Genomic DNA, 23,443 nt, shown 5'->3' with positions numbered 1-23,443 from the left:
CCACCGAATTCGGTGGCCTTAGTCAATAAAAGTGACCGATGGCTCGATCGCGCGCTAGGTGTGGCTTATTTCACACGCCAAGCGATGGTTTCGCCGCCACGAATAGGAACCACGATGTCGTCACCAAACGGCATGGTTGGTTCGACCGACCAGCTCTCTTTCACCAAAGTGACGGTGTCGCTGTTGCGAGGGATGCCGTAAAAATCGGGGCCGTTGTGGCTGGCGAAGGCTTCCAGTTTGTCCAGTTTTCCTTCGTTCTCAAACACTTCAGCGTAGAGCTCTAACGCTGCGTGTGCAGTGTAAGAACCCGCACAGCCGCAAGCTGCTTCTTTTTTGCCCTTGGCGTGTGGCGCCGAATCGGTGCCCAAGAAGAACTTCTTGCTGCCACTGGTGGCCGCTTCAATCAACGCTTTTTGGTGGGTGTTGCGTTTCAGGATCGGCAGGCAGTAGAAATGTGGGCGAATGCCACCGGCAAGCATATGGTTGCGGTTGTAGAGAAGGTGGTGAGCGGTAATCGTTGCTGCGACATTGTCATTGGCGTTACTCACAAACTCAGCGGCATCGGCAGTGGTGATGTGCTCAAGAACAATCTTTAGATTAGGAAAGTCATTGACGATTGGCGCAAGTACAGTGTCGAGGAACGCTTTCTCACGATCAAAAATATCCACGTCGTGATGAGTCACTTCTCCGTGGACTAACAGCAGCATGCCCACCTCTTGCATCGCTTCAAGCACGGGGTAGATGTTTTTCGCATTGGTCACCCCAGAGTCGGAGTTAGTGGTCGCACCCGCTGGGTAGAGTTTCGCTGCCACCACTTTGCCTGATGCTTTCGCTTGGCGGATATCCTCGGCGGTAGTGTTGTCAGTCAGATACAGCGCCATCAATGGTTCGAACTGCTCGCTTGGCTTTTCTGCCAGGATGCGCTCTCGGTAAGCCAGCGCCATCTCGGTGTTGGTCACAGGTGGGATAGTGTTTGGCATGATCAGCGCGCGGCCGTTGTAGCGACTGATGTCACGCACGGTGTCTTTGAGTACGTTACCGTCGCGTAAGTGAACATGCCAGTCGTCAGGACGTGTGATCGTAAGTGTTGTCATTGATTGCTCCCACCATAGATTGAATTATCGGATTGGAGCCTAAACGCGGCGAAAAGTGTGAAGGCAAACGCTTACGTTTAGGCGACAGGATGATAGAGCAAAGTCACTGGAATTTCATCTACTTTCTCGGATTTTGACCGATTTCGCCTTAAGTATCCGCGCGCCGCAGCGTATACTGCTGAGACAATCATTACGCTTAGGATTAGCAATGTCAGCGCCAGATTCTTCACAACAACCGCAACTCTCCCAAATCAATGTCTACCCCGTCAAATCGGTGGGCGGTATTGCACTCTCGACCTCGTGGGTGGAAAGACAAGGCCTCACGTTTGACCGTCGTTTTATGCTTGCGACTGCCGATGGTCAAATGGTCACCGCGCGCAAAGTCCCGCAGATGGTCACGGTTCGTTCCAGTTTAACGGCAGATGGGCTGGCGATAACCGCCGAGGGGCATGCGCCACTTCGCTTACGTTACGACGCGTTTAAAATGCAAGCGGCGTCTGCTCAAGTGTGGAATGACCGATTTACTGCCTACACCACCACGGATGAGGCCGATGACTGGTTTAGCGCAGTCATTGGTCAACGGGTTGAGCTGCTTTATACCGGCGAACAGTCCAATCGTGTGCGTGAAAAGCTGGGCCACAATGTCAGCTTCGCTGATGGTTATCCGTTGCTTATTATCAGTCAGGCGTCGCTTGATGAACTCAACCGCCGTAGCCCTGAACGCCACGATATGGAGCAGTTTCGCACCAACTTAGTGGCCGATAACACTGCGCCTTTTGAGGAAGATCGTTGGAAGCGCATTCGAATCGGTGACGTTGAATTTGAAGCGGTGAAGCCTTGTGAACGCTGTGTGTTGACTACAGTGGAAGTCGAAAAAGGCGCGTTTCGTCGAAGTAAAGAGCCTTTACAAACCTTATCGCAATTTCGCGCCAATGAGCGCGGTGGCGTGTTCTTTGGTCAAAACTTGGTCGCAAAGAACGAAGGCTTGATTCGACAAGGTGATGAGATAGAAGTGTTGGAGTACAAAGAGCCAGAGTTCTACGCTGACAAAGGTCAGCCGAGCCTCTCTGCTGTGGAAGCGCCAGTGCAGGACTCAGTAAAATCGCTGACCATCAGTGTCAACGGCAACATCTTCAGTGGTGATAACCAACGCACCTTACTTGAGCAAGCGGAGGACGCGGGTATCCCGATGGCAAACAGTTGTCGTGCTGGGCTGTGTGGTGCGTGCCGCGTTACGGTGGAATCTGGCGAAGTGGACCAAGAAGATGTGCCGGCACTTCATGGCTTTGCTCACGAACCGGGGTTAGCGTTAGCTTGCTGCTGTGTGCCGAAATCGGACATCGAAGTCATCAGCTAAATAGATCGGTTAAATAAAGAGATACCCTTACCTCTGAAATGAAACAAGCCCCAATTGCGCGGAAAATATGCAGCATATAATCCGTGCGATTGGGGCCTTAATGTGAGAGGGGTTCTCACTATCCGCTGACAACAATAACCGGCGTGTCGTTTTCCTGTGCAAACAACGCAATCTCTTCCGGCGGCGCTTCGTTGGTGATGACTAAATCAATGTCGGCCAAGGTACCCAGTTTTACCATCGCATTGCGGCCAAATTTACTTGAGTCGACGCCAAGAAAGACACAACGGCTATTTTCCATAATTGCGCGTTTGACGCGCACTTCATGATAATCGAAATCCAGCAATGAGCCATCGAAGTCAATTCCGCTGATGCCCAAAATGCCGAAATCGAGGCGGAACTGGGAGATGAAATCCAGTGTCGCTTCACCCGTCACACCGCCGTCCTTACCGCGTACTTCGCCGCCTGCCAAGATGACTTTAAAGTCCGGTTTGCTCATTAATAGGGTGGCGACATTGATGTTGTTGGTGACGATACGTAAGTTTTGATGCTTGCTCATCAGTGCTCGTGCGACGGCTTCAGGCGTTGTACCGATGTCGATAAATAGGGTGGCACCGTCAGGGATGTGAGTCACAAGTTCTTGTGCTACTTTGCTTTTTTCCGATTGGTGAGACACTTGACGGATTTGATAGGAAGAATTTTCTGAGCTTGAGACAATGGTCGCGCCGCCGTGGTTACGGCGGATCTTGTTCGCCTCGGCCAGCTCGTTTAAGTCACGACGAATTGTTTGTGGGCTGACATCAAAACGCTCAACTAACTCTTCGGTACTGACGAAACCTTGGGTTTGAACGAGCTCGATGATCTCTTGATGACGTTTTAACGCTTTCAAATTCACTTCCTTATTAAATGGCGTACAACACAGAAGTGTACGGACAGTCGCAGAGAAAAGCCAATGAACTTGGTCGTTCGAAGTGAAAGTATGCGCGTTTTCAGAAAATGTTCACAAAAACGCGCGTGACGAGTTTAAGTTTTCAGCGGAAAAACTCGGACTCGCGCATCCGGAGTGGGCGACTAGGCCGTCTCTTTGGCCACAGGTGATGCCAATAGCGGTTTGGCTCGCCCCAGTTTGAGCTGCGACAAAATGACCCCAGTGATCACCATCAATCCTCCGACAAGGTGATAGAAATGCATAGTTTCACCCAGTAACACAGAGGCCAATGTCACCGCTAAGATCGGCAACAAGTTCATAAACATTGCGCTTGAGTCTGCGCCGATCGCATCTATCGATTTGACCCACATCCAAGGCGCGAGCACTGACGCGGCGATGCCAGCGTAAGCGATAAGCGGCAGAGCATCGCTACTGGGTATTGGCGACGCGCTGGTGATGAGCAGTGGAAGTAGCATCATGAGTGCAAACACGCCTTGTAAATAGATGACGACCCAGTTTGAGAGCGGCATTTTCCAACGTTTAAGCAACACGCAGTAGGCGGCGTAGCAAAGTGCGGCTAACAGCATCAAGCCGTCTCCTGGCGTCATATCTTGATGGAGGAAATAGGTCATATCGCCTTGGCCCAACATATAGCTCAAGCCGATTAATGAAAGTACGCCACCGAGAATACTTACCGCAGAGATCGATTTACCCAGCAAGGGGACACTCAGAAACACACTAAGCAGCGGCACCAAAGAGGTGATGAGCGCCATGTTCGAGGCGGTCGTTGTTAAGCCTGCGTAGTAACCGAGCGACTGGTTGAGCACCATGCCCAGCATGGCAAGAAACGCCAGTTTCGTCAGGTGTGGTTTGACGTGGTGCCACTGTTTCACCACGATCGGAAGACAAAAAGGCGATAGAAGTACTACGGCAACAAACCAGCGATAGAAACTCATCGCACCGGGTTCAATGTGGCTGGCGGCCAGTTTGGTTACGATGGTATTCCCGCCCCAAATGAATACGGTAAACAGTGGAAGTAAGTAGTTCATGTGAGCCCCATCGCAAAGTAATCAGTGGAACCGAGTGTGACAGGTCTATATAATTACAAATATCTCCATTAAGACATTGCGCGTCATAGGAAGACAATCTTGAGAAAATCGGCAAAACACCTTCACCCTTCTTTATCCATTGATAAAGCACCATCAGACGTATTTATGAATTTCGAGGCGTTTCTTTCGAATACAGAAACGCGCATGCATAGCCACCCTTGGGGGCAAGTTCAACTGATCAGTGGTGGGATATTGGAGATGGAAGCCGAAGATACGCGCTTTTTGGCTCCGCCCCATTTGGCTATTTGGGTGCCTGCGGGCGTTCGTCACACCAGTTACAATCGCAAACCTATTTCCTACTGTTCTCTCAATGTGGCGCAATCGCTGACGACAAATTTCCCAGATAGAACCAGCCTGATTAAAGTGACGCCGATTGTTTCCGCGATCATTGATGATTTTCGTCAGCGAGACATCAACGTTGCTGATTCTGATGCGGATAAACGCTTGGTTCAGGTGCTGCTTGACCAATTAGCCACCCGAGATACTCAGCATCACTTCTTGCCCTCGAGCGATCATAAATATTTAGCACCGATTCTAGCGGCGGTGGAAGAGAACCCCATCGATAACACGAGCTTGTCGCAATGGGCTGAGCGCGTCCATACCACAGAACGCACGTTAGCCCGTCACTGCCAAGCCGAGCTGGGGATGAGTTTTACCGAGTGGCGATTGCGCGTTCGTTATTTGCATTCGATGGAACTGCTGCGTAATGGTCACTCGGTGAAAGAAGTGGCGTTGACGCTCGGATATAACCAAGCCAGCCCCTTTATTGGCATGTTTAAGAAGTACTCTGGCCAAACGCCAGAGCAATACAAGAACAAACTACTTCATCCGGACAAAGGCTAAGATAGCCGCAAGCGTGAGCCAAGTAGGTCGGATTACTCCAATTCCACTGGCGGTCTAAAGACCATTTCATGAATGACGACATCGTCCGGTAGGTTCAATAAAGTGAGGACGGTTTGTGCCACGCTAGCGGGCTGCATATAGTTAGGGCGACTGGCAGCGCGAAATCCAGTGTCTGTACCACCTGGGAATAAGTTGGTGACTTTAATGCCGTGTGGTTGCGCTTCTTTCATCAATACGCCCGTCAGACCTGCCAATCCTTGCTTCATCGCCGTATATACCCCCATGGTTTCACTGGAGCGTTTGGCCACGGTACTGGCGACGTTAATGATGTAGCCGGATTGCTGCGCTTTCATCAGTGGTAGCGCTTCTCGGCAAAGAAGAGCGGGAGCACGTAGGTTGATCGCGTATTGCTGGTCAAACTCTTCTAGGGTGAACTCATCAAGGCCACACTTTCGGCTGTTCATACCGGCGTTATTGATCAGCACGTCTAGCCCACCTAAGGTGTCGGTCGCTTGCTTGAATAGCGCTATGCACTGGTTGGCGTCGGCAAGATCAAACGCTGCGACATGGCATCCGGTCTCTTGTTGTAAGGTGGCCAGTGCTGCTGCATTTCTTCCGGTGGCAAACACTTGGTGGTGCTGGGCGCAGAGCTGCTGCGTCAGCGCGTAACCAATTCCACCACTCGCGCCAGTAACCAGTATCTTCATCATCCTTTCCTTATGTTGGTGTTGCTCTGTTTGGATGAAGTCTAACAGAGGCGCAGTGAAAAGAATTGGTCAACATACACAGGAATTGACTAACTCGGGTACATAAACAAAAATCCCCCCTCGCTGCGCATTAATTTGAGCGCAGTGAGGGGGGATGTGATTAGCCAATGTCGTTGTTAGTCTGTACACGCTTCGCGCCAGATTTGTTTTGTAAATCTAGAAGAGCGATCTCGGTTTGCCAAATAATTGTTGATAATGATATCGATTATTCTTCCTAAACTGTGATCTCACTTCAAAATTGTGTGGGATCACCACGCTATCGAGTTCCTATCTCTACTCAATCACTGAAAGGGCGGGATGCAATCTTTATCACAATCTCATTAAACGCCTTGCTAAATAACTGAAAAATTTGGCGAATACCATTACGCTTATTTGGATGATGACAAGGAGATGAGGTGTTAGATGAGAGTATTGTTGGGGCTACTCAGCCATCTCTTGGTGTTTGCTGCGGGGATTGGACTGGGTATCTACGCATTGCCGATTATTACCCAGCCTCCGTCTCCAGATATCAGTCAGATTAAAGCTTTATCTCATACCGCGCTCTACAGCGCCACATTTGATAGAGCACGCCAAGACAGTGATTTTCTTCATTGGGGAGAGGGCTCTGTGTCGATTACGCCAGATGCTATCGGGTTTATAGGTCAGCTTGCACCGGGCCCAGATTATAAACTCTATCTTTCGCCTCAATATGTGGAAAGCGAAGCGTCGTTTTTGGACCTTCAGGCAGAAATGGTGCTGATTGGGGATGTGAACACCTTCGAGCGTTTTTATCTCACTATTCCTGCTGGCGTCCATGTGGAAGAGTACAACACGGTGATTGTCTGGTGCGAATCCTTCAAAGAATTTATTACTTCTGCCCGTTACAAATAAAGCGTGTTTGACGTTCAAAACACGAGACCCTTGGTCAAAGTCACTTATTTATTCCCTTCATCCATTGTTTGTATGGTTAGGTATTCAGTACACTAAGGACAAATAATATTTGCAGTGCTCGGCGATGGGCACTGTGCAACATAACGAGGTTTGGTGTGGACAAAATTCACCTAGTGATTGACTTCCTGTTGACTCACAAAATGGTTTTTACAGCGCTGATTATTTTGCTGATTGCTTTGGTCCGTCGCGTGGTACTGGCTAAGATTCGTGGTGATGTGGCTTTTGTCAGTGAAGAGCAACGCAGTTGGATGTATCGCACAAAAAACGCCGCTTTTGCGGTCACTGTGGTGTTGCTGTTCACATTGTGGAAACCGGAAATCAGTGAATTCGCCCTCTCAGTGACGGCGATTGCGGTGGCCATTGTGGTTGCCTCAAAAGAGATTATCCTCTGTTTCACGGGCTCCATTCAGCGTGCGAGCTCGCGTTCGTTCCGCATGGGCGATTGGATCGAAGTGGGCAAAAGTACCGGTGAAGTCATCGAACACAATTTGATGGCCACCGTGATTCAGGAGATTGATATCTACCACGGTGAGTACAACTACACAGGTAAGACTATCACCTTACCAAACAGCTTATTTTTTACCTATCCGGTCAAAAACTTGAACTTCATGAAGCGGTACGTGTTCCATCATTTCTCAATCATCGTGCCGGATTTTGTCAATCTGTATCCGATGCTTAAAGATGTCGAAGATAAAATTAATGAACGCATTCATTACTTTAGTGAAGTCGCCAAACGGTACAATGCCATTATTGAAAAGCGAGCGGGGGTCGATTTGCCCGGTTCAGAGCCTCATATCGCGGTCACCAGTGCGGCGACGGGTGAGCAAATTGTTCAGTTCACCCTATTTTGCCCTACAGACAAAGCGTCTCATCTAGAGCAGGGGATTCGTATGGATTTTATGGCTTTGTATGAGCAGCGTTTTCCTAAAGTAGCGCCTTAACGTTATCAAGACGTTCTCAAGGAGGAGAGCATGATCAAGCAAGTAGGTCCGACAACAATTAAAGAAACACACACGCTAAGTTGTCACTGTGGTGCGGTGAAACTGGCGCTCTCTTTGCCTAATGGGATTGAGAAACCGCGCCGTTGTGATTGCTCCTTATGTCGTCGTAAAGGAGCGATAGTGGCCTCTGTGCCATTGGATGGGATCACCTTACTGCAAGGAGAAGAGAGCCTGACTCTCTATCAATTTAATACCCACACAGCAAAACACTATTTTTGCAAAATATGTGGCATCTACACTCATCATCAGCGCCGTTCGGACCCGACAGAGTATGGCTACAATGTCGGATGCCTTGAAGAGGTGAACCCGTTTGATCTTGGCGACATAACGACGATGGACGGAGTGCACCACCCCGCCGATAGGTCTTAGAACATGCCGAGCAGATCCTCGGGATTGGGTTTGCTCAACCTGTAATCAGTAACGCATCTTCATTTTCAACGTAATAGCCAGTTCAAAATTATTCCCTGTCGCGGTAAATCCAATTTCGAGAGGCTGTTATGCAACAGAGAAAGCGATCGTCATCACGCCGTCTCAAAAGTAGGATGCTCCAATTTTGATGCCACTATAGAAACTAGCCAGCATAAAATGCTAATCATTCATGGTGCGAATGCTCTAAATCAGAGGGTTTTATCTATTGAATTATTAATAGGACATGTTGCGCTCTGTATTCAATGTTTTGTGATATCGAGTCCTAAAAAGAGTGCTAAATTTACAAAATAATAACAACAGCGACGAATTCAACATCATACCCAGTGTGTGACGTTGGAAGCAGTTCAAAGCAATAACGATAAAATCGATTCATAATGGCTAGGAAAACAGGTATGAAACCACTAAAAATCAAGGACGTGTCCATTGCGGTCAGAGCATGGTCAATCCTAGCGCTATTCGCGCTGGGGCTTATTGTTAACACTCTACTTAACATCGACAAATCCCGAGAGCACATGCGTTACAACTACGAGCATGGGGTTGAAACCTTAGTGCAAAGCGCGATGGGTGTCGCCAATCGCTACTACGAATTAGTCCAAAGTGGCGAGCTGACGTTGGAAGAGGGGCAAAAGAACGCCCTTCAATCGATCTCTGCAATGCGTTTTGACGAGGGGAACTACATCTTTGTGGGAGACAAACACGGTGTCCAATTAGCAACGGGCGTCGATTCTTTGCTAGGCAAAAACATCATGGAGTTCAAAGACAGTTCTGGACATTTCTTTGTTAAAGACTTGTACAAGATGGCGCAAAGTGGTGGCGGCTTCGTCAACTACACTTGGAAGAATCCAGATAAAAACACCATCGATCCGAAAACCAGTTATGTGATGCAGTTTGAACCCTGGGGTTGGATGATAGGGTCTGGGATGAACATGGTGGCGCTTGAAAATGCAACCAGAATGTCGGAAATCGCCTCATTGAGCTACGCGCTGGGGATTTTGGTGGTCTTATCCTTGATTGTCGGTTACTTCATAAAAACCATCACTAGCCCAATTAAACGCACGGTGAGAGCGATGCGTGAGTTGTCAAAAGGTGAAGGCGATCTGACTCAGCGCTTGCCGGAAGAGGGCAGTGCAGAACTGATATTACTTGCGCGTTATTTTAACCAGTTTATTGCCTCACTACAGACCATCATGCAGAGCATCAGCGATGCCGGGGCTCAAGTCTCAGCATCCGCTTCGCAACTGACACACTCGGTGCATCATATTGATGACAGTTTGAACCAGCAGCAAAACGACGTCGATATGTTGGCGACGGCGATGACTCAAATGCTCGCGACGGTGGAAGAAGTGGCCAGTCGCACCGTTGAGGCCAATGATGCCAGTGGATTAGCGGCGAAAGAAGCCTCGAATAGCCACGCGATCATTAGTCAAAATGTCACGGTCGCCAATGAACTTGCACAGCAAATCGAAGCAGCAACAGAGGTGGTGCAGCAACTAGCGAGCGATGCGAATAACGTTGACACGGTTCTGGAAGTCATTCGAGGCGTCGCTGAGCAGACCAACTTATTGGCGCTCAATGCCGCCATTGAAGCGGCGCGCGCCGGTGAACAAGGTCGAGGCTTTGCCGTGGTCGCCGATGAAGTAAGAACGCTATCGGTGCGAACGCAGGAGTCGACATTAGAGATCCAGAGCATTGTTGAAAAACTGCAAGCCGGTGCGAAAAATGTGGTGGAGGTGATGAACCAAGGCGCTGAAAAAGCGGGCAGTGCGTCTGCGTTATCGAGCCAAGCGGGAGATGCGCTGAATCTCATCAACAAAGAGGTACACACGATTGAGGAGATGAACCAGCACATCGCAACGGCTGCGGAGCAACAAACGGTCACGGTCGGAGACATAAACCGCAATGTTGTCAGCCTGCGTGATATGGCGTCAGAAGTGTCGGTAGAGTCAAAACAAATGGCGTCATCAGGTCAAGAGTTGAACCGTGTCTCCAATGATCTACTGGCCATGATTCAGCGCTTCAAGCTGGCATAAACGTCTCTCAACACACAAGGCACGTCTTTCGACAACTGAGGTAAATCGCCAGCTCTGATGATAGAATCACGACCCATTATTTAGAGCAACATCCATCAGAGCTGCGCGATTCATTATGAGACACCTTAGAACCACTCTTCACCCCGATATTGATCACCTAGACGACAAAACTGTGTTTAAGCGTAATGCTGCACGCGCCATTGTCATTAGTGGAGAGGATATCCTCTTACTCTATACCGCGCGTTACCACGATTACACCATCCCTGGTGGCGGCCTCGATCCCGATGAAGATGTCATCGCAGGCATGGTGCGCGAACTGCAAGAAGAAACCGGCGCGCAAAATATTCACGCCATCAAGCCATTCGGCCTATATGAAGAGTTTCGTCCTTGGTACAAAGATGACGCCGATGTGATGCACATGATCTCCTACTGCTACACCTGCAAGGTGGACAGAGAGCTCGGTGAGACGGCCTACGAAGATTATGAAATAAAAAACGGGATGAAACCTGTGTGGATGAATATCCACGATGCCATCGCTCACAACGAGAAAACCATGGCGCAAAGTGACAAAAAGGGCATGAGCATCGAGCGCGAAACCTTCTTGCTGCAACTGATCGCAAAAGAGATGCTGTGAGCGAACATGGGTTTCGTAAAGCCCATGCTCGTTTGACATGATGGCACTATCTTAGTATCGAGCAATGATATCGCTGCGCTCAATTAATACGGTGCCATGACCAAAGATGAAATCGACGGTGCCACTGATCTGTGATTCGTCAAAATAGGCGCGCCCTGCACGAGAATATAATGTGTCTTGATAACTGTTAACGGAAACATCTCGAAATTGAGCGCGATCCCCTTGATGGGAAATAAGCAACGCCACCGCTTGAGTCCCATTCTGGCGGCTCGGATCGTCTTTTGCTTTCTTTTGGTTTTGTGGGAAATCAAAGTCATTTTCTATCGTGAGGCTTCGAGCTTGAAAGTCAGCGGAATCGACACTGACCGTACGACTGCCAAAGGTGCCAAACTTCTTCCCGTTCTCATCCATCATACTGTTTGCTGTGACAATATGCAGAGCTGACGTCGCTCCGATTCCAAGAATTACCAATCTATTCACGCTGTAAATCCTTTTGTTTATGTTATTGAAAATAAATAGAAACAGTGTTTCATTGTGATCTAATTCAGGTTTTTTGATTTGTCTTTACTAAATATTTTTATATTAATTTATAGGAAGTTAGTAAATATTATTTAAATCACATTTAATCACGTAATTTATTAAAACATCGTTTCACTGATCACGTTTTGGTCAAATGCCACTTTCAAATAAGGGTCTTTAAGGCGTAAGTTAAATTGAACTTAACGAGAACAAAACGGTATTTCGAAATGAAAAATAAAATTATAACTTCTGCTATCCTACTCGCACTAACCAGTACAGCGGCGCATGCGGTCTCTATCAATATGCGTCACGAGTGGACGCCTAAATTTGAGGGCAAAGACCAAGTCCATAAAGACCGTATCGCGGTTTCCCATCGCCATGCGAATGGTGTCGGTTGGGAAGTGGAAACTAAGTGGCAAAGTGGTGACGGCTTCTTTGACTTCGACCAGTTTGTTGATGCGGGTAACCAAGCCAACATCAGCTACCGCTGGAAGCTTGATGACCAATTTACTCTAACCCCTCAGTACAAATGGGAAACGGGCAGTAATAAACATGCCCACCAGTTTAACCTAACGTTGGGTTACAAAATTAACGACGATTGGTCGACATCTTTCCGTCATCGTTACCACTATGAGATCAAAAATGGTGGCGACGATAACTCACACTACAACCGTTGGACAGTGGGCCTAGGTTACAAAGGCATCGACAACTGGTCGCTGAGTGCATCGTCAGACTACACCTGGAAACAAGAGGGTGAAGATGTGTGGAAAGGTGACAGCGACGGATTTACTGAATTCAACTTCAAAGCAGAGTACAAAATGGGTGGCGGATGGTATCCGTTTGCTGAATTTGGTGTGACACCAGATAAGAAAGAGAACAGCTCTGAGAAAGATGCTTGGAAACCTCGTTACCGTATCGGCATGAAATACAGCTTCTAATCACCATCTTGACGATACCTAAAACCCTGTTGGTACTCCGGTGCCAATAGGGTTTCAATGAGGATACCCATTATGCAAAAAACGCCCATTGCTCTGTGTATCGCGGCGGCGATGTCTATCACTGGATGTGCGACCGATACGCAACAATCACAATCTCTCTCTCCTGATACGCTCACTTGGCAGGCCATTACGTTTGGTCAATCCACCGATTTAAACTTTGGTTCAACCATACTGCCGGAAAAAGTCGGCACCAATGAAGTGCTCGTTAATGGCCAACTGGCCACCGCAGGTGCTTTGGCGGACACCTTTACCATTGAAAGCCGTGGCGGCAAGCTCGCGAACTCTCATGAAGGTGTGACGTTTTACTACACCAAAATCCCAACCGATGTGAATTTCACCCTGTCTGCGACCATCACCTTGGATCAGCTTGGCCCTGAAACCGGTTCAAAACCCAACCGCCAAGAAGGGGCGGGGATCATGGTACGCGATATTATTGGTGAACCAAGATTGAATCCTCAACCTGAAGGTTTGGAAGAGTTTCCTTCGGCATCGAACATGGTGATGCATGCGCTGCGTGCAAACAAAAAAGCGACCAATGGCTTGGTGAACATCAACGCCAATTACCGTGAAGGTATCTACCAACCTTGGGGTACGGGCGGCAACCGCATGAGCCGTGATGAGTTCATTAAAGGCGTGCCATTTGGCTCAGATAAGCCCTACAAAATGTCGCTAACACGTACCGACAGCGGCTACCTTGTCACCTATGATGATGGCACAGTGCAGCAGAGCGAAGAGATCAAAGGTGCGAATGCCAATATTGTTCAAGTGCAAGATCCGAATTACCAATACATCGGTTTCTTTGCCTCTCGAAACGCAAAAATTACCGTCAGCGATGTGGATCTCACGCTAACCCCAGCCAACACAGTGGATGCGCCGCTGTACAAAGCCACATTGGAAGACGTAGTGCTGCAACAAGCGTCGCCTGATCGCAGTGCGATTGATAACTATACCTTGCAGTCGCGTGCCAACTACTCGGGTACGTTCAGCGTGAGCCAAAACGGTCAGACCTTGGTCGATAACGTGGCGGTCAGTGCCGGTGAGTTTTTCAACTACGACGCCACGCTCAAGCAAAACCAAGCGCAATTTACTGTGACTTACACCCCTGTCGAAGGGCCGGATCTGAGCGCGAAAAGCTACGTTCAATCGGTTGAAAAAGTCACGTTGAGCGATCCAATGAACCTCACCGTTAGCCCTAACAGCCAGCTTGATCTTGCAGCCGCAGTAGAGCTAGTGGCACCGGGTGGTACCATCACATTAGAGCCGGGTGTCTACCCAGGTTTGACGCTGCCAGTGTCTGTGAGTGGTACCCAAGATAAACCCAAGCATCTGATCGCAAAAGATGGCGTGACCTTTAGCGGCGATATTTTGCATGACGCCAGCTACTGGAATGTGAAGAATATCGAGGTGGCAGGTGCGCGCTATATCGTACACGGCAGCCATAACCACTTTGATCGCATTGTGACGCACAGTGCACCTGATACAGGTTTCCAAATCACCTCACAGGCGAAGATTGGCCGTGCACTGTGGGCAAGCTATAACGTGGTGGAAAACAGCGAAAGCTACAACAACATGGATGAGTCACAAATCAATGCGGATGGTTTTGCTGCCAAAATGCGCATCGGTGATGGTAACACCTTTATCCGTTGTGTTGCCCATCACAACATCGATGATGGTTGGGATTTGTTCAACAAGGTTGAAGATGGTGCCAATGGCGTCGTGACTATTCTAGATTCTGTCGCGTACCAAAATGGACAAACGCTTGAAGTAGCAGGTAAAGGCGGTTCACGTGGTAATGGCTTTAAGCTCGGCGGTGAAGGTTTACCTGTGGCGCATATTGTGCGCAACAACTTAGCCTTCCACAACCACATGGATGGCTTTACCGATAACTTCAACCCGGGTGCATTGCAATTAGAAAATAACGTGTCTATCGACAACAAACGTTTCAATTTCCTCGTACGTAAGAGTCCATACACCGAGACGGTGAAGCAAGGTACCTTTACGGGTAACCAGTCATACCGCTTCTTTGTCGACAGTGACTACAGCGATGTGGTGAACGCGGATGTGAAGCAGAACAACTACCTGCTTGCGGATGGCATTACCGTCAATGACCAAGGTCAGGCGATAGAGTCGCAGCGTTTGGTGGAGCTGAAAAAAGCATCGAAAATTTCCGCTACAGAACCGGTTCCCGGTCAATCGGAAGCGATGCGCTTAAAAGCGTTGTTATCACAACCCTAACCTCCGAAAGGCTTAGCAATCGCTAAGCCTTTTTTTATCGCTTTTTATGGAGTACAACACGATGAAAATCGCCTCACTTTTCATTCTTCCCTGTACCATGTTGGCGCTACCCACATGGGCAGCGTGTTCACCTGACACCGATTCGACGCCAAGCTCTCTTGGCGCAACAGGCTGGGCGACCGGTGTGACGGGAGGATGCGGCGCGACACAAATCACCACAGTCACCAACCGTCAAGAGCTGATGGATGCACTCTACGAGGGTCAACCAAGCATCGCCGCAGATGGTGCGTGGGTTGAGCCATCTCATCAGGCAAAAATCATTTACGTCAAAGGTTCCATTGATTTGAACAGTGATGCGACAGGTCAACCCATCGCACCTGAGCAGTATATGGCACGTTGTGACTCGCCCTACGATAGCTACGACGATTTCTATGCCGCTTATTATCAGGCCTATCGTCCGCAAGAGTGGAACAAACAATCGCTCGTAAACGGTCGTCCGCCGGAGTTAACGGGGGAACTGGAAACTCTGCGTCAATGCTTTAGTCGCCAGCAGAACAACCATATCGTGCTGCGTGTCGGCTCGAATACATCACTGATTGGCGTTGGCACCGACGCGGAAATTAAGCATGGTCAGTTGCGATTAGGTCAACTGCGCTATGACAGAGAAAAGAATCAAGCCAAACCGTACAACTATCATGCGCAAAATATCGTGATCCGAAACCTTCGCTTTACCGATGCGTTTGATGATTTCCCAGGGTGGGGACCAAGAGATTCGTTTAAAGTCGACAAAAAAGAATTTGGTCAAGGAAATTGCAGTGAGACGTTTGTTGATGACAAGGTCAATCCAACCGGGTGCGCGCTGCGCGGAGGACGTTGGAACTCTGAGTACGATAACATCACAGTAGAAAACGCGTCTATGGTGTGGATTGATCACAACAGTTTTAGCAATGGTGAACGGACTGACGATCGCTTCCCACCCGTTTGGGACGCGCCATACAACGAAAAGACGCAAAAAGTGCAACACCACGACGCCTTGATCGATATTGTTGGCGCGTCAACCAAAGTGACGGTCTCGAACAACCACTTCAAGCATCACGATAAGGTCGGCTTGATTGGTGGTTCTGACAGTGCCAATGCACAAACCGGCTATGGTCCAGACGTGTTGGATGTCACTTTTCATGACAACCATTTCGAGACCACAGGGCAACGTATGCCGCGCGTGCGCTTTGGTCGCGTTCATGTGTTCAACAACCTATATGAACTCGATTACCGCACCTCTCCTTATCCTAAATATCGGATGGGCGATGCCATGATGGTGGGCACGGCAGGTAAACTCTATGTGGAAGAGAATGCGTTTGTGATTCCCGGCAAAGAAAAAGACATCGTCAACAAGTTGATTGGTTACAGCTCTAGCCAAAGCAACAAGAAGAAGTGTCTTAATGCGGGTTGGAGCGAAGCAAAGTGCAGCTCTTATTACTTCGCGCGCAACAACTTGTTGAATGGTCAGCCTGTTGAGTTGAACGAGGTTGCCCACGCTAAGGCGAAGAAGAGTAAAAGCAATGCGCCTTTGATCTCGCTAGACCCGGCTCAAGAGGCACGTTTCTGGCACCCAAGCCAACACTATGCCTATGATGTCAAAGCGCCCGCAGAGTTGCTTAACACATTGAAAGATAAAGTCGGCGCGGGCAAGCTGAGTCAATAACTCAAACGGTGTTGTCGCCAAACAAAAAAGCAGCCATCTGGAAGGAGGCTGCTTTTCTTCATTGCGTTTTTGACAGCGCGTCTATTACTGTGTCACTGAGGCCAAAAACTCACCAAAGCGTTGCCACGATTTTTCGTCGGCGTCTTTTCGATAGCGGTCGCTGTCAAACACGGTGAATGCGTGGGGCGCGCCGCTGTAGGTGATCATTTCATGGGGTACTTGGGTCGCTTCTAACTCGGTAGCGAGCGCGGCAAATTGATCCATGGTAATGGCCGTGTCCGCGGTACCATGCAGCACTAGGATAGGCGCTTTAGTTTGTTGATAGGATTGTCCTTCAGGCGTCGATAGGCCGCCGTGAAACGTAGCAAACCCCTTTGCTTGCATGCCTGCACGCGCCGATTCAAGCACTGCGGCGCCGCCAAAACAGTAACCCATGACCACCGCGTTGCTGACATCGCCCCCTAAGCTGGCGGCAAAGTCCAAACTGCCTTGCATCAAAGCGCGCAATTTGTCTCTGTCTTTGTAGAGCTCGCCAGTGTGTTGGCGGCGATCTTCAATTTTCTCAGGCCGAATCCCTTTGCCGAACAAATCCGCAGCGAAGACGTTGTAGCCTTGCTCTGTCAACATCTGTGCCCGTTTCATTTCATAATCGGTCAATCCATCCCAGTCGTGCACCAGTAAGACTAACGGGGCATCGTCACCCGCTTTGGACCAGTAGCCCTCGTATTCACTACCATTTACATTGTAAATTTTACTTTCGCCTGCCAACGCATTGACGCTCATCAGCGCGCTACTGAGTAGCGTTAACCCTAACCCGATTCTCTTTTTCATTGTTCACCTCCGTTGTTTCAACAAGCTTAGTACGTATTGAGTCAAAATGCGTTATCGCTTGTCTTACGTAAGCAGCGCACAAAGAGCGCAAATCGAAGCCATGTTTTTATAGGGGAGGATTAGGACGGCGTCGACACCTCATCCACCAAGTACAGAATCGATTGATACGGGATGCCACTGTGATGGGACAATCCTATTTCGCAGGTGCGACTGTTACTAAATCCGCGGCGACATCCATCGGGAACTTGGCCTTTGAGCGATTCGAGTGCTGCTTGGTTGAGCTCCGGTGTGGTGAAGCCTTTGTCGCCCGCCCAGCCACAACAGGCGATGTGCTCAGGTAGCACGACGTCGGTGGCGCACGCCTTGGCGAGCGCGAGCATGTCGGCTTCCAATCCCATGCGTCTTGCGCTACAGGTGACATGTAACATCACGGTTTCTTGTTTGGGCGTCAACGTTAAGTGTGGCAGCAAGTAACGATGAACGAAGCCCGTCGGCTCGACGATGGTCAGCGGCTGGGTAAAGTGCTCAATGCTACGCTTCGCGCACGGGCTAGTGTCCATCAAAATAGGGTACTCCCCTTGGTAACTGGCGGCGTAGAGCGTTTTTTCCAGTTGAAGGGATTTTTGCTTGGCGAGATCCGTCATTCCTTTGCTGTCATAGGGCATACCACAGCAGAGGCTGTCGAGATCGTCTGGAATGATCACTTCAAAGCCTGCTTTTTTGATCAGCGAGAGCGTGACTTGAGTCAAGCTGCGCGAGTCTGGGTTATCCGCTTGCTGGCCCATAGTTCTTGAAGCGCATGAGGGCAGATAGACCACTTTCTTATCGGATTTGACCAAGAGTTCCATCGCCTTATCGACGCGGTAGCGGTTTGCGGTGGGAATTTCTGCTAACCATTGTGGCGTTTTGCCTTTGGTGATTCGGCGAATTTGGCTCATGACCGCCGCCATATTGTTAGGGCCTAGCAGGGCAGAGGCGACACGGTTTGCGCCCAGCGCGGCGCGGGTTAACGTGGTCGTAGTGGCGAAGTGATCCGCTGTCCAACGTGCAATCGGCGTGAAGGAGTGATACTTGGCACTGCGCAGTTGCTTGACCAGATCACCCGTGTTGATGCCTACCGGGCAGCGATCGGCGCACAGTCCGGTGGCGGCGCACGTATCCAAACCTTGATGTTCAAACACCTGCTCTAGTTCATGCGCGCTAGGCAGTTGATGGCGTTTGCGGTGCTGGATCTCACGATACAACACAATCCGCTGGCGAGGGGAAAGCGTTAAGGTGCGCGATGGGCAGACCGGCTCACAGAAGCCGCATTCAATGCAACGATCGACAAGCGGATCCGCCGCAGGCATCGGCTTCAAATCTTCAAGGTGCGCGTTGGGGTTGTCGTTGATGATGACACCCGGGTTGAGCAGTCCTTCGGGATCAAACAAGCGCTTAATTTGCTGCATTAATTGGTAGCCTTCCTGGCCCCATTCGAGCTCGACATAAGGGGCCATATTGCGTCCTGTGCCGTGCTCCGCTTTAAGTGAGCCTTGGTATTTCACCGCGACCAACTCGGCAACCTCATCCATAAACGCGCCATAGCGGGCGATCTCTTCTTGGCTATCAAACCCTTGGGTAAAAACAAAATGGAGGTTGCCTTCCAGCGCATGGCCGAAAATGATCGCCTCATCGTAGTGGTAACGATCGAACAGTTGCTGCAAATCGCGCACACCGTGGGCCAAATGCTCAACGGGAAAAGCGACATCCTCGATGATAACGGTGGTGCCGACTTCACGAACGGCGCCGACTGCAGGAAACATGCCTTTTCGAATGCCCCACAGCGTGGCGACGGTGTTCGCATCGCGGGTAAAATCGACCGATTCGATAATCGCGTAATCGGTCAGAGCCGCCATCACACGCGCACATTGCGCCTCGAGCTGATCAGCACTTTCCGCGTGGGTTTCAACCAACAGCGCGGCGGCATCCGTGGTCAGTGTCGACATAAAGTCGGGCATACCCGGTTTATCGGCGACGGATTTCAGCGCGCGACCATCCATCAGTTCGACGGCGGCAACGGGGGATTGGGAGAGAGTCGTGACGGCTCGACTGGCGGTTTCGATATCAGCAAACACCAGTAACGACGAGGCTTTGAACGGGTGATCGGCCACGGTGTGGTAAGTAATGTCTGCGATAAAGCCTAAGGTGCCTTCTGAGCCAATCATCAGATGTTCGAGCACTTCAATCGGGTCGTCAAAATCGATCAGTGCGTTGAGGGCGTAGCCCGTGGTGTTTTTTAGGCGATATTTGTGGCGAATGCGTTCGGTGAGTGTGGGGTTAGCGCGCGTTTTTGCCACCAGTTGGGTTAGGCCGTCAATGATGTCAGGGCGCTGGCGTTTAAATGTCTCTACACTGGCTGGGTCGGCGCTATTGAGCACAGTGCCATCGCTTAAAACCAAAGTCAGGCTATCGATGGTGCGATAGGAGTTTTGCGCTGTACCGCAACACATGCCACTGGCGTTATTCGCTGCTATGCCGCCAATTTTACAGGTATTGAATGAGGCGGGATCAGGGCCAATTTTACGTTGATAGGGCGCAAGGTAACGGTTGGCGTCAGCGCCAATCACGCCGGGTTGCAGGCGGATTTTTTTGCCATTATCGATGATCTCATAGCCGCGCCAGTGATCGGTCAAGGTGATCAACACAGAATCCGACACCGCTTGGCCTGAAAGGCTGGTGCCTGCGGCGCGAAAGGTAAAGGGCACCGCAAACTCGCGGCAGGTGCGGATCACCCAAATCACTTCATCGAGGTTGGACAACTTGACCACTAGTTTTGGAATCAAGCGATAGAAACTGGCATCGGTGCCATACGCAAGGCGCTTGGCGTCATCGGTGATCAGTCTATCTTTATCAAGGCGCTGGCTCAGCGTCTCAATCAAGGCCGAGTAAGGATGAGAGTTCAACGTATTGGGCATATCCGCTTCCTGCTGTGTAGAGTGGGGCTATCATGGCCTAACCACTTGTTTTTATTATGTCGTTTGGTGCCTGTCTTGCTGCACGGTTTGCTGATTATATTTGGCTCAGCGCATCGAGATTGAGATCCGCAAGTGATTTTGCGCCAGTCAGCGTCATCGCGACGCGCATTTCACTTTCATACAGGCTCAGTAAGTGTTCAACCCCGGCTTGACCTTGCGCGGCCAAGGCATAAATAAATGAGCGACCGAGCAGGGTGCAATCGGCGCCAAGGGCGATCATTCTGACGACATCAAGGCCGCTTCGAATGCCCGAATCGACCATGATCTTCACCTCACCTTTGACGGCGTCGGCGATAGCGGGGAGGGCTTTGGCGCTGGAGAGGACGCCGTCGAGTTGGCGTCCGCCGTGGTTTGACACCACAATGCCATCGGCGCCAAATTTCACCGCGTCTTTGGCATCCTCAGGATCTAAAATGCCTTTAATAATCATTGGGCCTTGCCAAAATTCACGAATCCACTCGAGATCTTTCCAACTGATGGAGGGATCGAAATTGGCCCCCAACCAGCCAATGTAGTCCTCTAACTGAGTCGGTTCACCGCGATAAGCTGAAATATTGCCCAGATCATGCGGCTTACCGTTGAGACCTACATCCCACGCCCACTTTGGGTGACACGTCGCTTGCCAGACCCGCTTTAGCGCGGCGTAGTCACCGCTCATGCCTGAATGTCGATCACGGTATCGAGCGCCGGGTACGGGCATATCGACGGTAAAGACTAAGGTGGTGACGCCGGCCGCTTTGGCCCTTTCAAGAGCGTGTTTCATAAACCCGCGATCTTTGAGCACATAGAGTTGAAACCACATCGGGCGCGCCATCACAGGGGCCACTTCCTCAATTGGGCAGACAGACACCGTCGAGAGCGTAAACGGGATGCCTTTGTTGTCAGCGGCGCGCGCCGCTTGCACCTCGCCACGCCGAGCATACATACCGGTGAGCCCGACGGGGGCTAGAGCAATAGGCATCGAGAGGGTGTCGCCAAACAGATCGCAAGAGAGTGACAGATCTTCCATGTTGCGCAGTACCCGCTGCTTAAGTGCAATGGCCTGTAAATCCTCGCAGTTGCGGCGCAGTGTATGCTCCTGATTTGCGCCGCCATCAATATAGTGAAACAGAAAGGGAGGCAAGGCACGTTGAGCGGCCGCGCGATAGTCGGTAGGGGCGGAAATGATCATGGCGATGTCCTTACGGCGTTACATTGTGATTGAATTGTTTCTTAATTGTGAACTTATCGCTTTCCTTTTTCTGGGTATAGGGAAATAATGAAAATGATTAATTCCAAAAATGACATAATACGATGCGCGCAGACGATCTTATTCTCTTCTCCCAAGTGGTGGAACTGGGCAGTTTCAGCAAGGTAGCAGAGCACAATAACCTCACAAATTCAGTAGTTAGCAAAAGAATTGCTAGATTGGAGCACGATCTCGGCGTGCAGCTTTTATATCGTACAACGCGAAAATTGACCCTGACAGAAGCGGGCAAAGCCCTGACGCAAGGTGCGAAAAGTGTGAAGCAAGCCGCGCAAGAAGCGCTCGATACGGTGTCAGGGTATGGCGAGAGTATATCGGGTCACATTCGCATGTCGGTGCCGACCATCTCGGGCGATTTGATCTTGGCTGATGCGGTGGCGGAGTTTTGCAATCTTCACCCCGGTTTAACGGTCGATATGTCACTGGATAACAAGTTTGTCGATTTGCTGGAAGGGGGTTTTGACTTAGTGATCCGCACCGGTTACCTGGAAGACTCGAGCCTGATCGCGCGTCATATTTTAGACTCGCAGTGGGTGGTGTGCGCGTCCCCTTCCTATATTGCCAAACAAGGCAAGCCGATTGAGCCTCGCGATCTGTTGCAGCACAACTGCCTGCAATACGCCTATCAAACCGCGGGCGCCAGTGAGTGGGAGTTCAAGGGCAAGCAGAGCCATTATTTTGTTAAAGTCTCCGGCAGTTTTTCCACCGATAACGCCACTGCTCTGCGCAAAGCGGCGCTCGGTGGTCACGGCATTGCCTATGTACCGCGCTGCTTGGTTTACCATGATTTGCGCAGCGGTCAGCTGGTTGACCTCTTCCCAGAACAAGTCGCTAAGCTGCTCGGCATTTACGCCGTCTATCCTTTTACTCGCCAGCCGCCCAACAAGGTCAAGCTGTTGATTGAACATATCCGCACCCGATATCTGGCGATTTCGCACTATTTTTGAGTCCGCTCTCTATTCGAGCGCCGATGCCTGTTTCAGCTGGTGAATATCCGATTTCAAATCGCTGATGATCCCTTGGTAACTGCTCATTTGGCTATCCGTTTGCTTTACCTCAGCATCATAAAAATGGGGGTACTCTTTTTCTAGGCTTTGGAAAGCCATAGTGGTGATCGCGAGCTGCGCCATCAAGTAGGCATCATGCGTCGTCGATTCCGCAATCAAGCTATCGAGTTCATCGCGTGTCAGGGCGAGTTCGTTTTGCAACTGCATGAAGGTGCGTTCACTTTCCGGGGTCAATGTGTGTTGATCATCGTCTATTTGCGTTAATGTCGCGTTATGGGTGAGCAGAGTGAGTAGTTTCGCGACCGATTGAGAGAACTGTTTGGGCTCGCTAAGCATGCCGGATTGATATGCTTGGCACAGCGCAAAGGAGGCATCTCGATAGAGCTGAATGCTTTGCGAGCGTTTGTATTGATGAGAAACCCCGGCGGAGTAGGCACGCAGCGCTTCAATCTTCAGTTCATTGGAGTCGGATTCAAAGGCGGTGTTGACCATCAGTGCGAGCGCTTGCTGATTGACAGCGCTGGTATCACCAGCGTGGATAATGCAGGTGCGATAACGTTCTTGCTCAGCCATGATCGCGTCTTCGTTTTTCCACAGTGAAGTCAAAATAGAGCTGGTGGCGCTGTTGGAGCTACATCCTGTTAATAGGACGCTGCCAAGTAGCAGCAGGGCGGTACGAACGGAGCGAATCTCTATGATGGAGTCTAGGGTGACAGGCAATGTCGATGTCGTATATTTCATCCTATTTGTTCCTTAATCAAACGTGTTCCGT

At 50.1% G+C, this 23,443-nt stretch carries 20 protein-coding genes; 11 read left to right on the top strand and 9 right to left on the bottom strand.

Features of this window, described 5'->3' with window-relative positions; all coding sequences use genetic code 11:
* Window positions 1-65: 65 nt before the first annotated feature.
* Window positions 66-1,094 carry a dihydroorotase gene (gene pyrC / locus AC6R0R_RS11330; protein WP_500626743.1) on the bottom strand — a complete coding sequence of 343 codons (1,029 nt, stop codon included), beginning with the start codon at window positions 1,092-1,094 and terminating at the stop codon, window positions 66-68.
* Between the two features lie 208 nt (window positions 1,095-1,302).
* On the opposite strand from pyrC, the gene AC6R0R_RS11325 reads away from it, so the two are divergent.
* Complete coding sequence (locus AC6R0R_RS11325) at window positions 1,303-2,451, top strand: YcbX family protein (RefSeq protein WP_500626742.1); 1,149 nt, start codon at window positions 1,303-1,305, stop codon at window positions 2,449-2,451.
* A 118-nt stretch (window positions 2,452-2,569) separates the two neighbouring features.
* Here the strand turns inward: AC6R0R_RS11325 and AC6R0R_RS11320 are convergent, their stop codons facing one another.
* Window positions 2,570-3,337 carry a DeoR/GlpR family transcriptional regulator gene (locus tag AC6R0R_RS11320; protein ID WP_334552112.1) on the bottom strand — a complete coding sequence of 256 codons (768 nt, stop codon included), beginning with the start codon at window positions 3,335-3,337 and terminating at the stop codon, window positions 2,570-2,572.
* Window positions 3,338-3,519: 182 nt separating this feature from the next.
* Window positions 3,520-4,425 carry a DMT family transporter gene (locus AC6R0R_RS11315; RefSeq protein ID WP_500626741.1) on the bottom strand — a complete coding sequence of 302 codons (906 nt, stop codon included), beginning with the start codon at window positions 4,423-4,425 and terminating at the stop codon, window positions 3,520-3,522.
* Window positions 4,426-4,524: 99 nt separating this feature from the next.
* On the opposite strand from AC6R0R_RS11315, the gene AC6R0R_RS11310 reads away from it, so the two are divergent.
* Window positions 4,525-5,328 (top strand): AraC family transcriptional regulator, encoded by an 804-nt coding sequence (locus AC6R0R_RS11310; RefSeq protein WP_334552110.1) that lies wholly within the window; start codon window positions 4,525-4,527, stop codon window positions 5,326-5,328.
* Window positions 5,329-5,360: 32 nt separating this feature from the next.
* Here the strand turns inward: AC6R0R_RS11310 and AC6R0R_RS11305 are convergent, their stop codons facing one another.
* Complete coding sequence (locus tag AC6R0R_RS11305; protein WP_500626740.1) at window positions 5,361-6,038, bottom strand: SDR family oxidoreductase; 678 nt, start codon at window positions 6,036-6,038, stop codon at window positions 5,361-5,363.
* A 459-nt stretch (window positions 6,039-6,497) separates the two neighbouring features.
* On the opposite strand from AC6R0R_RS11305, the gene AC6R0R_RS11300 reads away from it, so the two are divergent.
* The 5 genes from AC6R0R_RS11300 (at window position 6,498) to AC6R0R_RS11280 (ending at window position 11,119) form a co-directional block, all read left to right on the top strand.
* Window positions 6,498-6,965, top strand: a complete 468-nt coding sequence (locus tag AC6R0R_RS11300; RefSeq protein WP_500626739.1) for a DM13 domain-containing protein — start codon at window positions 6,498-6,500, stop codon at window positions 6,963-6,965.
* 200 nt (window positions 6,966-7,165) lie between these two features.
* A complete protein-coding gene (locus AC6R0R_RS11295) occupies window positions 7,166-7,966 on the top strand; it encodes a mechanosensitive ion channel family protein (protein ID WP_420378201.1) in 801 nt (266 codons plus the stop codon).
* Between the two features lie 30 nt (window positions 7,967-7,996).
* The gene (locus AC6R0R_RS11290) at window positions 7,997-8,395 is read left to right on the top strand and encodes a GFA family protein (protein WP_487902225.1); all 399 of its coding nucleotides are present in this window, start codon (window positions 7,997-7,999) and stop codon (window positions 8,393-8,395) included.
* Window positions 8,396-8,847: 452 nt separating this feature from the next.
* Entirely contained in the window at window positions 8,848-10,485 is a 1,638-nt protein-coding gene (locus AC6R0R_RS11285; protein WP_500626738.1) for a methyl-accepting chemotaxis protein, read from the top strand.
* Between the two features lie 115 nt (window positions 10,486-10,600).
* Complete coding sequence (locus AC6R0R_RS11280) at window positions 10,601-11,119, top strand: NUDIX hydrolase (protein WP_487902229.1); 519 nt, start codon at window positions 10,601-10,603, stop codon at window positions 11,117-11,119.
* Between the two features lie 51 nt (window positions 11,120-11,170).
* Here the strand turns inward: AC6R0R_RS11280 and AC6R0R_RS11275 are convergent, their stop codons facing one another.
* Complete coding sequence (locus tag AC6R0R_RS11275) at window positions 11,171-11,599, bottom strand: pectinesterase family protein (protein ID WP_500626737.1); 429 nt, start codon at window positions 11,597-11,599, stop codon at window positions 11,171-11,173.
* A gap of 266 nt (window positions 11,600-11,865) precedes the next feature.
* On the opposite strand from AC6R0R_RS11275, the gene AC6R0R_RS11270 reads away from it, so the two are divergent.
* The 3 genes from AC6R0R_RS11270 to AC6R0R_RS11260 all read left to right on the top strand — a co-directional run bounded on the left by AC6R0R_RS11270 (window position 11,866) and on the right by AC6R0R_RS11260 (window position 16,573).
* The gene (locus tag AC6R0R_RS11270) at window positions 11,866-12,576 is read left to right on the top strand and encodes an oligogalacturonate-specific porin KdgM family protein (RefSeq protein ID WP_487902231.1); all 711 of its coding nucleotides are present in this window, start codon (window positions 11,866-11,868) and stop codon (window positions 12,574-12,576) included.
* Between the two features lie 72 nt (window positions 12,577-12,648).
* Window positions 12,649-14,871: a right-handed parallel beta-helix repeat-containing protein gene (locus AC6R0R_RS11265; RefSeq protein WP_500626736.1), complete on the top strand. Its 2,223-nt coding sequence runs from the start codon at window positions 12,649-12,651 to the stop codon at window positions 14,869-14,871.
* Between the two features lie 61 nt (window positions 14,872-14,932).
* Window positions 14,933-16,573 carry a pectate lyase family protein gene (locus tag AC6R0R_RS11260; protein WP_500626735.1) on the top strand — a complete coding sequence of 547 codons (1,641 nt, stop codon included), beginning with the start codon at window positions 14,933-14,935 and terminating at the stop codon, window positions 16,571-16,573.
* Window positions 16,574-16,657: 84 nt separating this feature from the next.
* Here AC6R0R_RS11260 and AC6R0R_RS11255 read toward each other — a convergent pair whose 3' ends face one another.
* The 3 genes from AC6R0R_RS11255 to lldD form a co-directional block, all read right to left on the bottom strand.
* Window positions 16,658-17,404: a dienelactone hydrolase family protein gene (locus AC6R0R_RS11255; RefSeq protein WP_487902235.1), complete on the bottom strand. Its 747-nt coding sequence runs from the start codon at window positions 17,402-17,404 to the stop codon at window positions 16,658-16,660.
* Window positions 17,405-17,523: 119 nt separating this feature from the next.
* Complete coding sequence (locus tag AC6R0R_RS11250) at window positions 17,524-20,358, bottom strand: FAD-binding and (Fe-S)-binding domain-containing protein (RefSeq protein ID WP_500626734.1); 2,835 nt, start codon at window positions 20,356-20,358, stop codon at window positions 17,524-17,526.
* 94 nt (window positions 20,359-20,452) lie between these two features.
* Window positions 20,453-21,589 carry an FMN-dependent L-lactate dehydrogenase LldD gene (lldD, locus tag AC6R0R_RS11245; RefSeq protein WP_500626733.1) on the bottom strand — a complete coding sequence of 379 codons (1,137 nt, stop codon included), beginning with the start codon at window positions 21,587-21,589 and terminating at the stop codon, window positions 20,453-20,455.
* A 122-nt stretch (window positions 21,590-21,711) separates the two neighbouring features.
* Here lldD and AC6R0R_RS11240 point away from each other — a divergent pair, with 122 nt between their 5' ends.
* Complete coding sequence (locus tag AC6R0R_RS11240; protein WP_500626732.1) at window positions 21,712-22,611, top strand: LysR family transcriptional regulator; 900 nt, start codon at window positions 21,712-21,714, stop codon at window positions 22,609-22,611.
* Between the two features lie 9 nt (window positions 22,612-22,620).
* On the opposite strand, the gene AC6R0R_RS11235 is transcribed toward AC6R0R_RS11240, so the two are convergent.
* A complete protein-coding gene (locus AC6R0R_RS11235; protein ID WP_500626731.1) occupies window positions 22,621-23,412 on the bottom strand; it encodes a hypothetical protein in 792 nt (263 codons plus the stop codon).
* Window positions 23,413-23,443: the final 31 nt, after the last annotated feature.

This window comes from Vibrio sp. R12-SW3-ISO1 (genome assembly GCF_059834005.1).
This window is presented reverse-complemented; position numbering and strand designations above follow the sequence as displayed.

What these genes read in the sequence shown, in the direction of transcription:
- pyrC (WP_500626743.1), bottom strand. Translation starts at nt 1,094, where the DNA reads ATGACAACACTTACGATCACACGTCCTGACGACTGGCATGTTCACTTA.
- AC6R0R_RS11325 (WP_500626742.1), top strand. Translation starts at nt 1,303, where the DNA reads ATGTCAGCGCCAGATTCTTCACAACAACCGCAACTCTCCCAAATCAAT.
- AC6R0R_RS11315 (WP_500626741.1), bottom strand. Translation starts at nt 4,425, where the DNA reads ATGAACTACTTACTTCCACTGTTTACCGTATTCATTTGGGGCGGGAAT.
- AC6R0R_RS11305 (WP_500626740.1), bottom strand. Translation starts at nt 6,038, where the DNA reads ATGATGAAGATACTGGTTACTGGCGCGAGTGGTGGAATTGGTTACGCG.
- AC6R0R_RS11300 (WP_500626739.1), top strand. Translation starts at nt 6,498, where the DNA reads ATGAGAGTATTGTTGGGGCTACTCAGCCATCTCTTGGTGTTTGCTGCG.
- AC6R0R_RS11295 (WP_420378201.1), top strand. Translation starts at nt 7,166, where the DNA reads ATGGTTTTTACAGCGCTGATTATTTTGCTGATTGCTTTGGTCCGTCGC.
- AC6R0R_RS11290 (WP_487902225.1), top strand. Translation starts at nt 7,997, where the DNA reads ATGATCAAGCAAGTAGGTCCGACAACAATTAAAGAAACACACACGCTA.
- AC6R0R_RS11285 (WP_500626738.1), top strand. Translation starts at nt 8,848, where the DNA reads ATGAAACCACTAAAAATCAAGGACGTGTCCATTGCGGTCAGAGCATGG.
- AC6R0R_RS11280 (WP_487902229.1), top strand. Translation starts at nt 10,601, where the DNA reads ATGAGACACCTTAGAACCACTCTTCACCCCGATATTGATCACCTAGAC.
- AC6R0R_RS11270 (WP_487902231.1), top strand. Translation starts at nt 11,866, where the DNA reads ATGAAAAATAAAATTATAACTTCTGCTATCCTACTCGCACTAACCAGT.
- AC6R0R_RS11265 (WP_500626736.1), top strand. Translation starts at nt 12,649, where the DNA reads ATGCAAAAAACGCCCATTGCTCTGTGTATCGCGGCGGCGATGTCTATC.
- AC6R0R_RS11260 (WP_500626735.1), top strand. Translation starts at nt 14,933, where the DNA reads ATGAAAATCGCCTCACTTTTCATTCTTCCCTGTACCATGTTGGCGCTA.
- AC6R0R_RS11255 (WP_487902235.1), bottom strand. Translation starts at nt 17,404, where the DNA reads ATGAAAAAGAGAATCGGGTTAGGGTTAACGCTACTCAGTAGCGCGCTG.
- AC6R0R_RS11250 (WP_500626734.1), bottom strand. Translation starts at nt 20,358, where the DNA reads ATGCCCAATACGTTGAACTCTCATCCTTACTCGGCCTTGATTGAGACG.
- lldD (WP_500626733.1), bottom strand. Translation starts at nt 21,589, where the DNA reads ATGATCATTTCCGCCCCTACCGACTATCGCGCGGCCGCTCAACGTGCC.
- AC6R0R_RS11240 (WP_500626732.1), top strand. Translation starts at nt 21,712, where the DNA reads ATGCGCGCAGACGATCTTATTCTCTTCTCCCAAGTGGTGGAACTGGGC.
- AC6R0R_RS11235 (WP_500626731.1), bottom strand. Translation starts at nt 23,412, where the DNA reads ATGAAATATACGACATCGACATTGCCTGTCACCCTAGACTCCATCATA.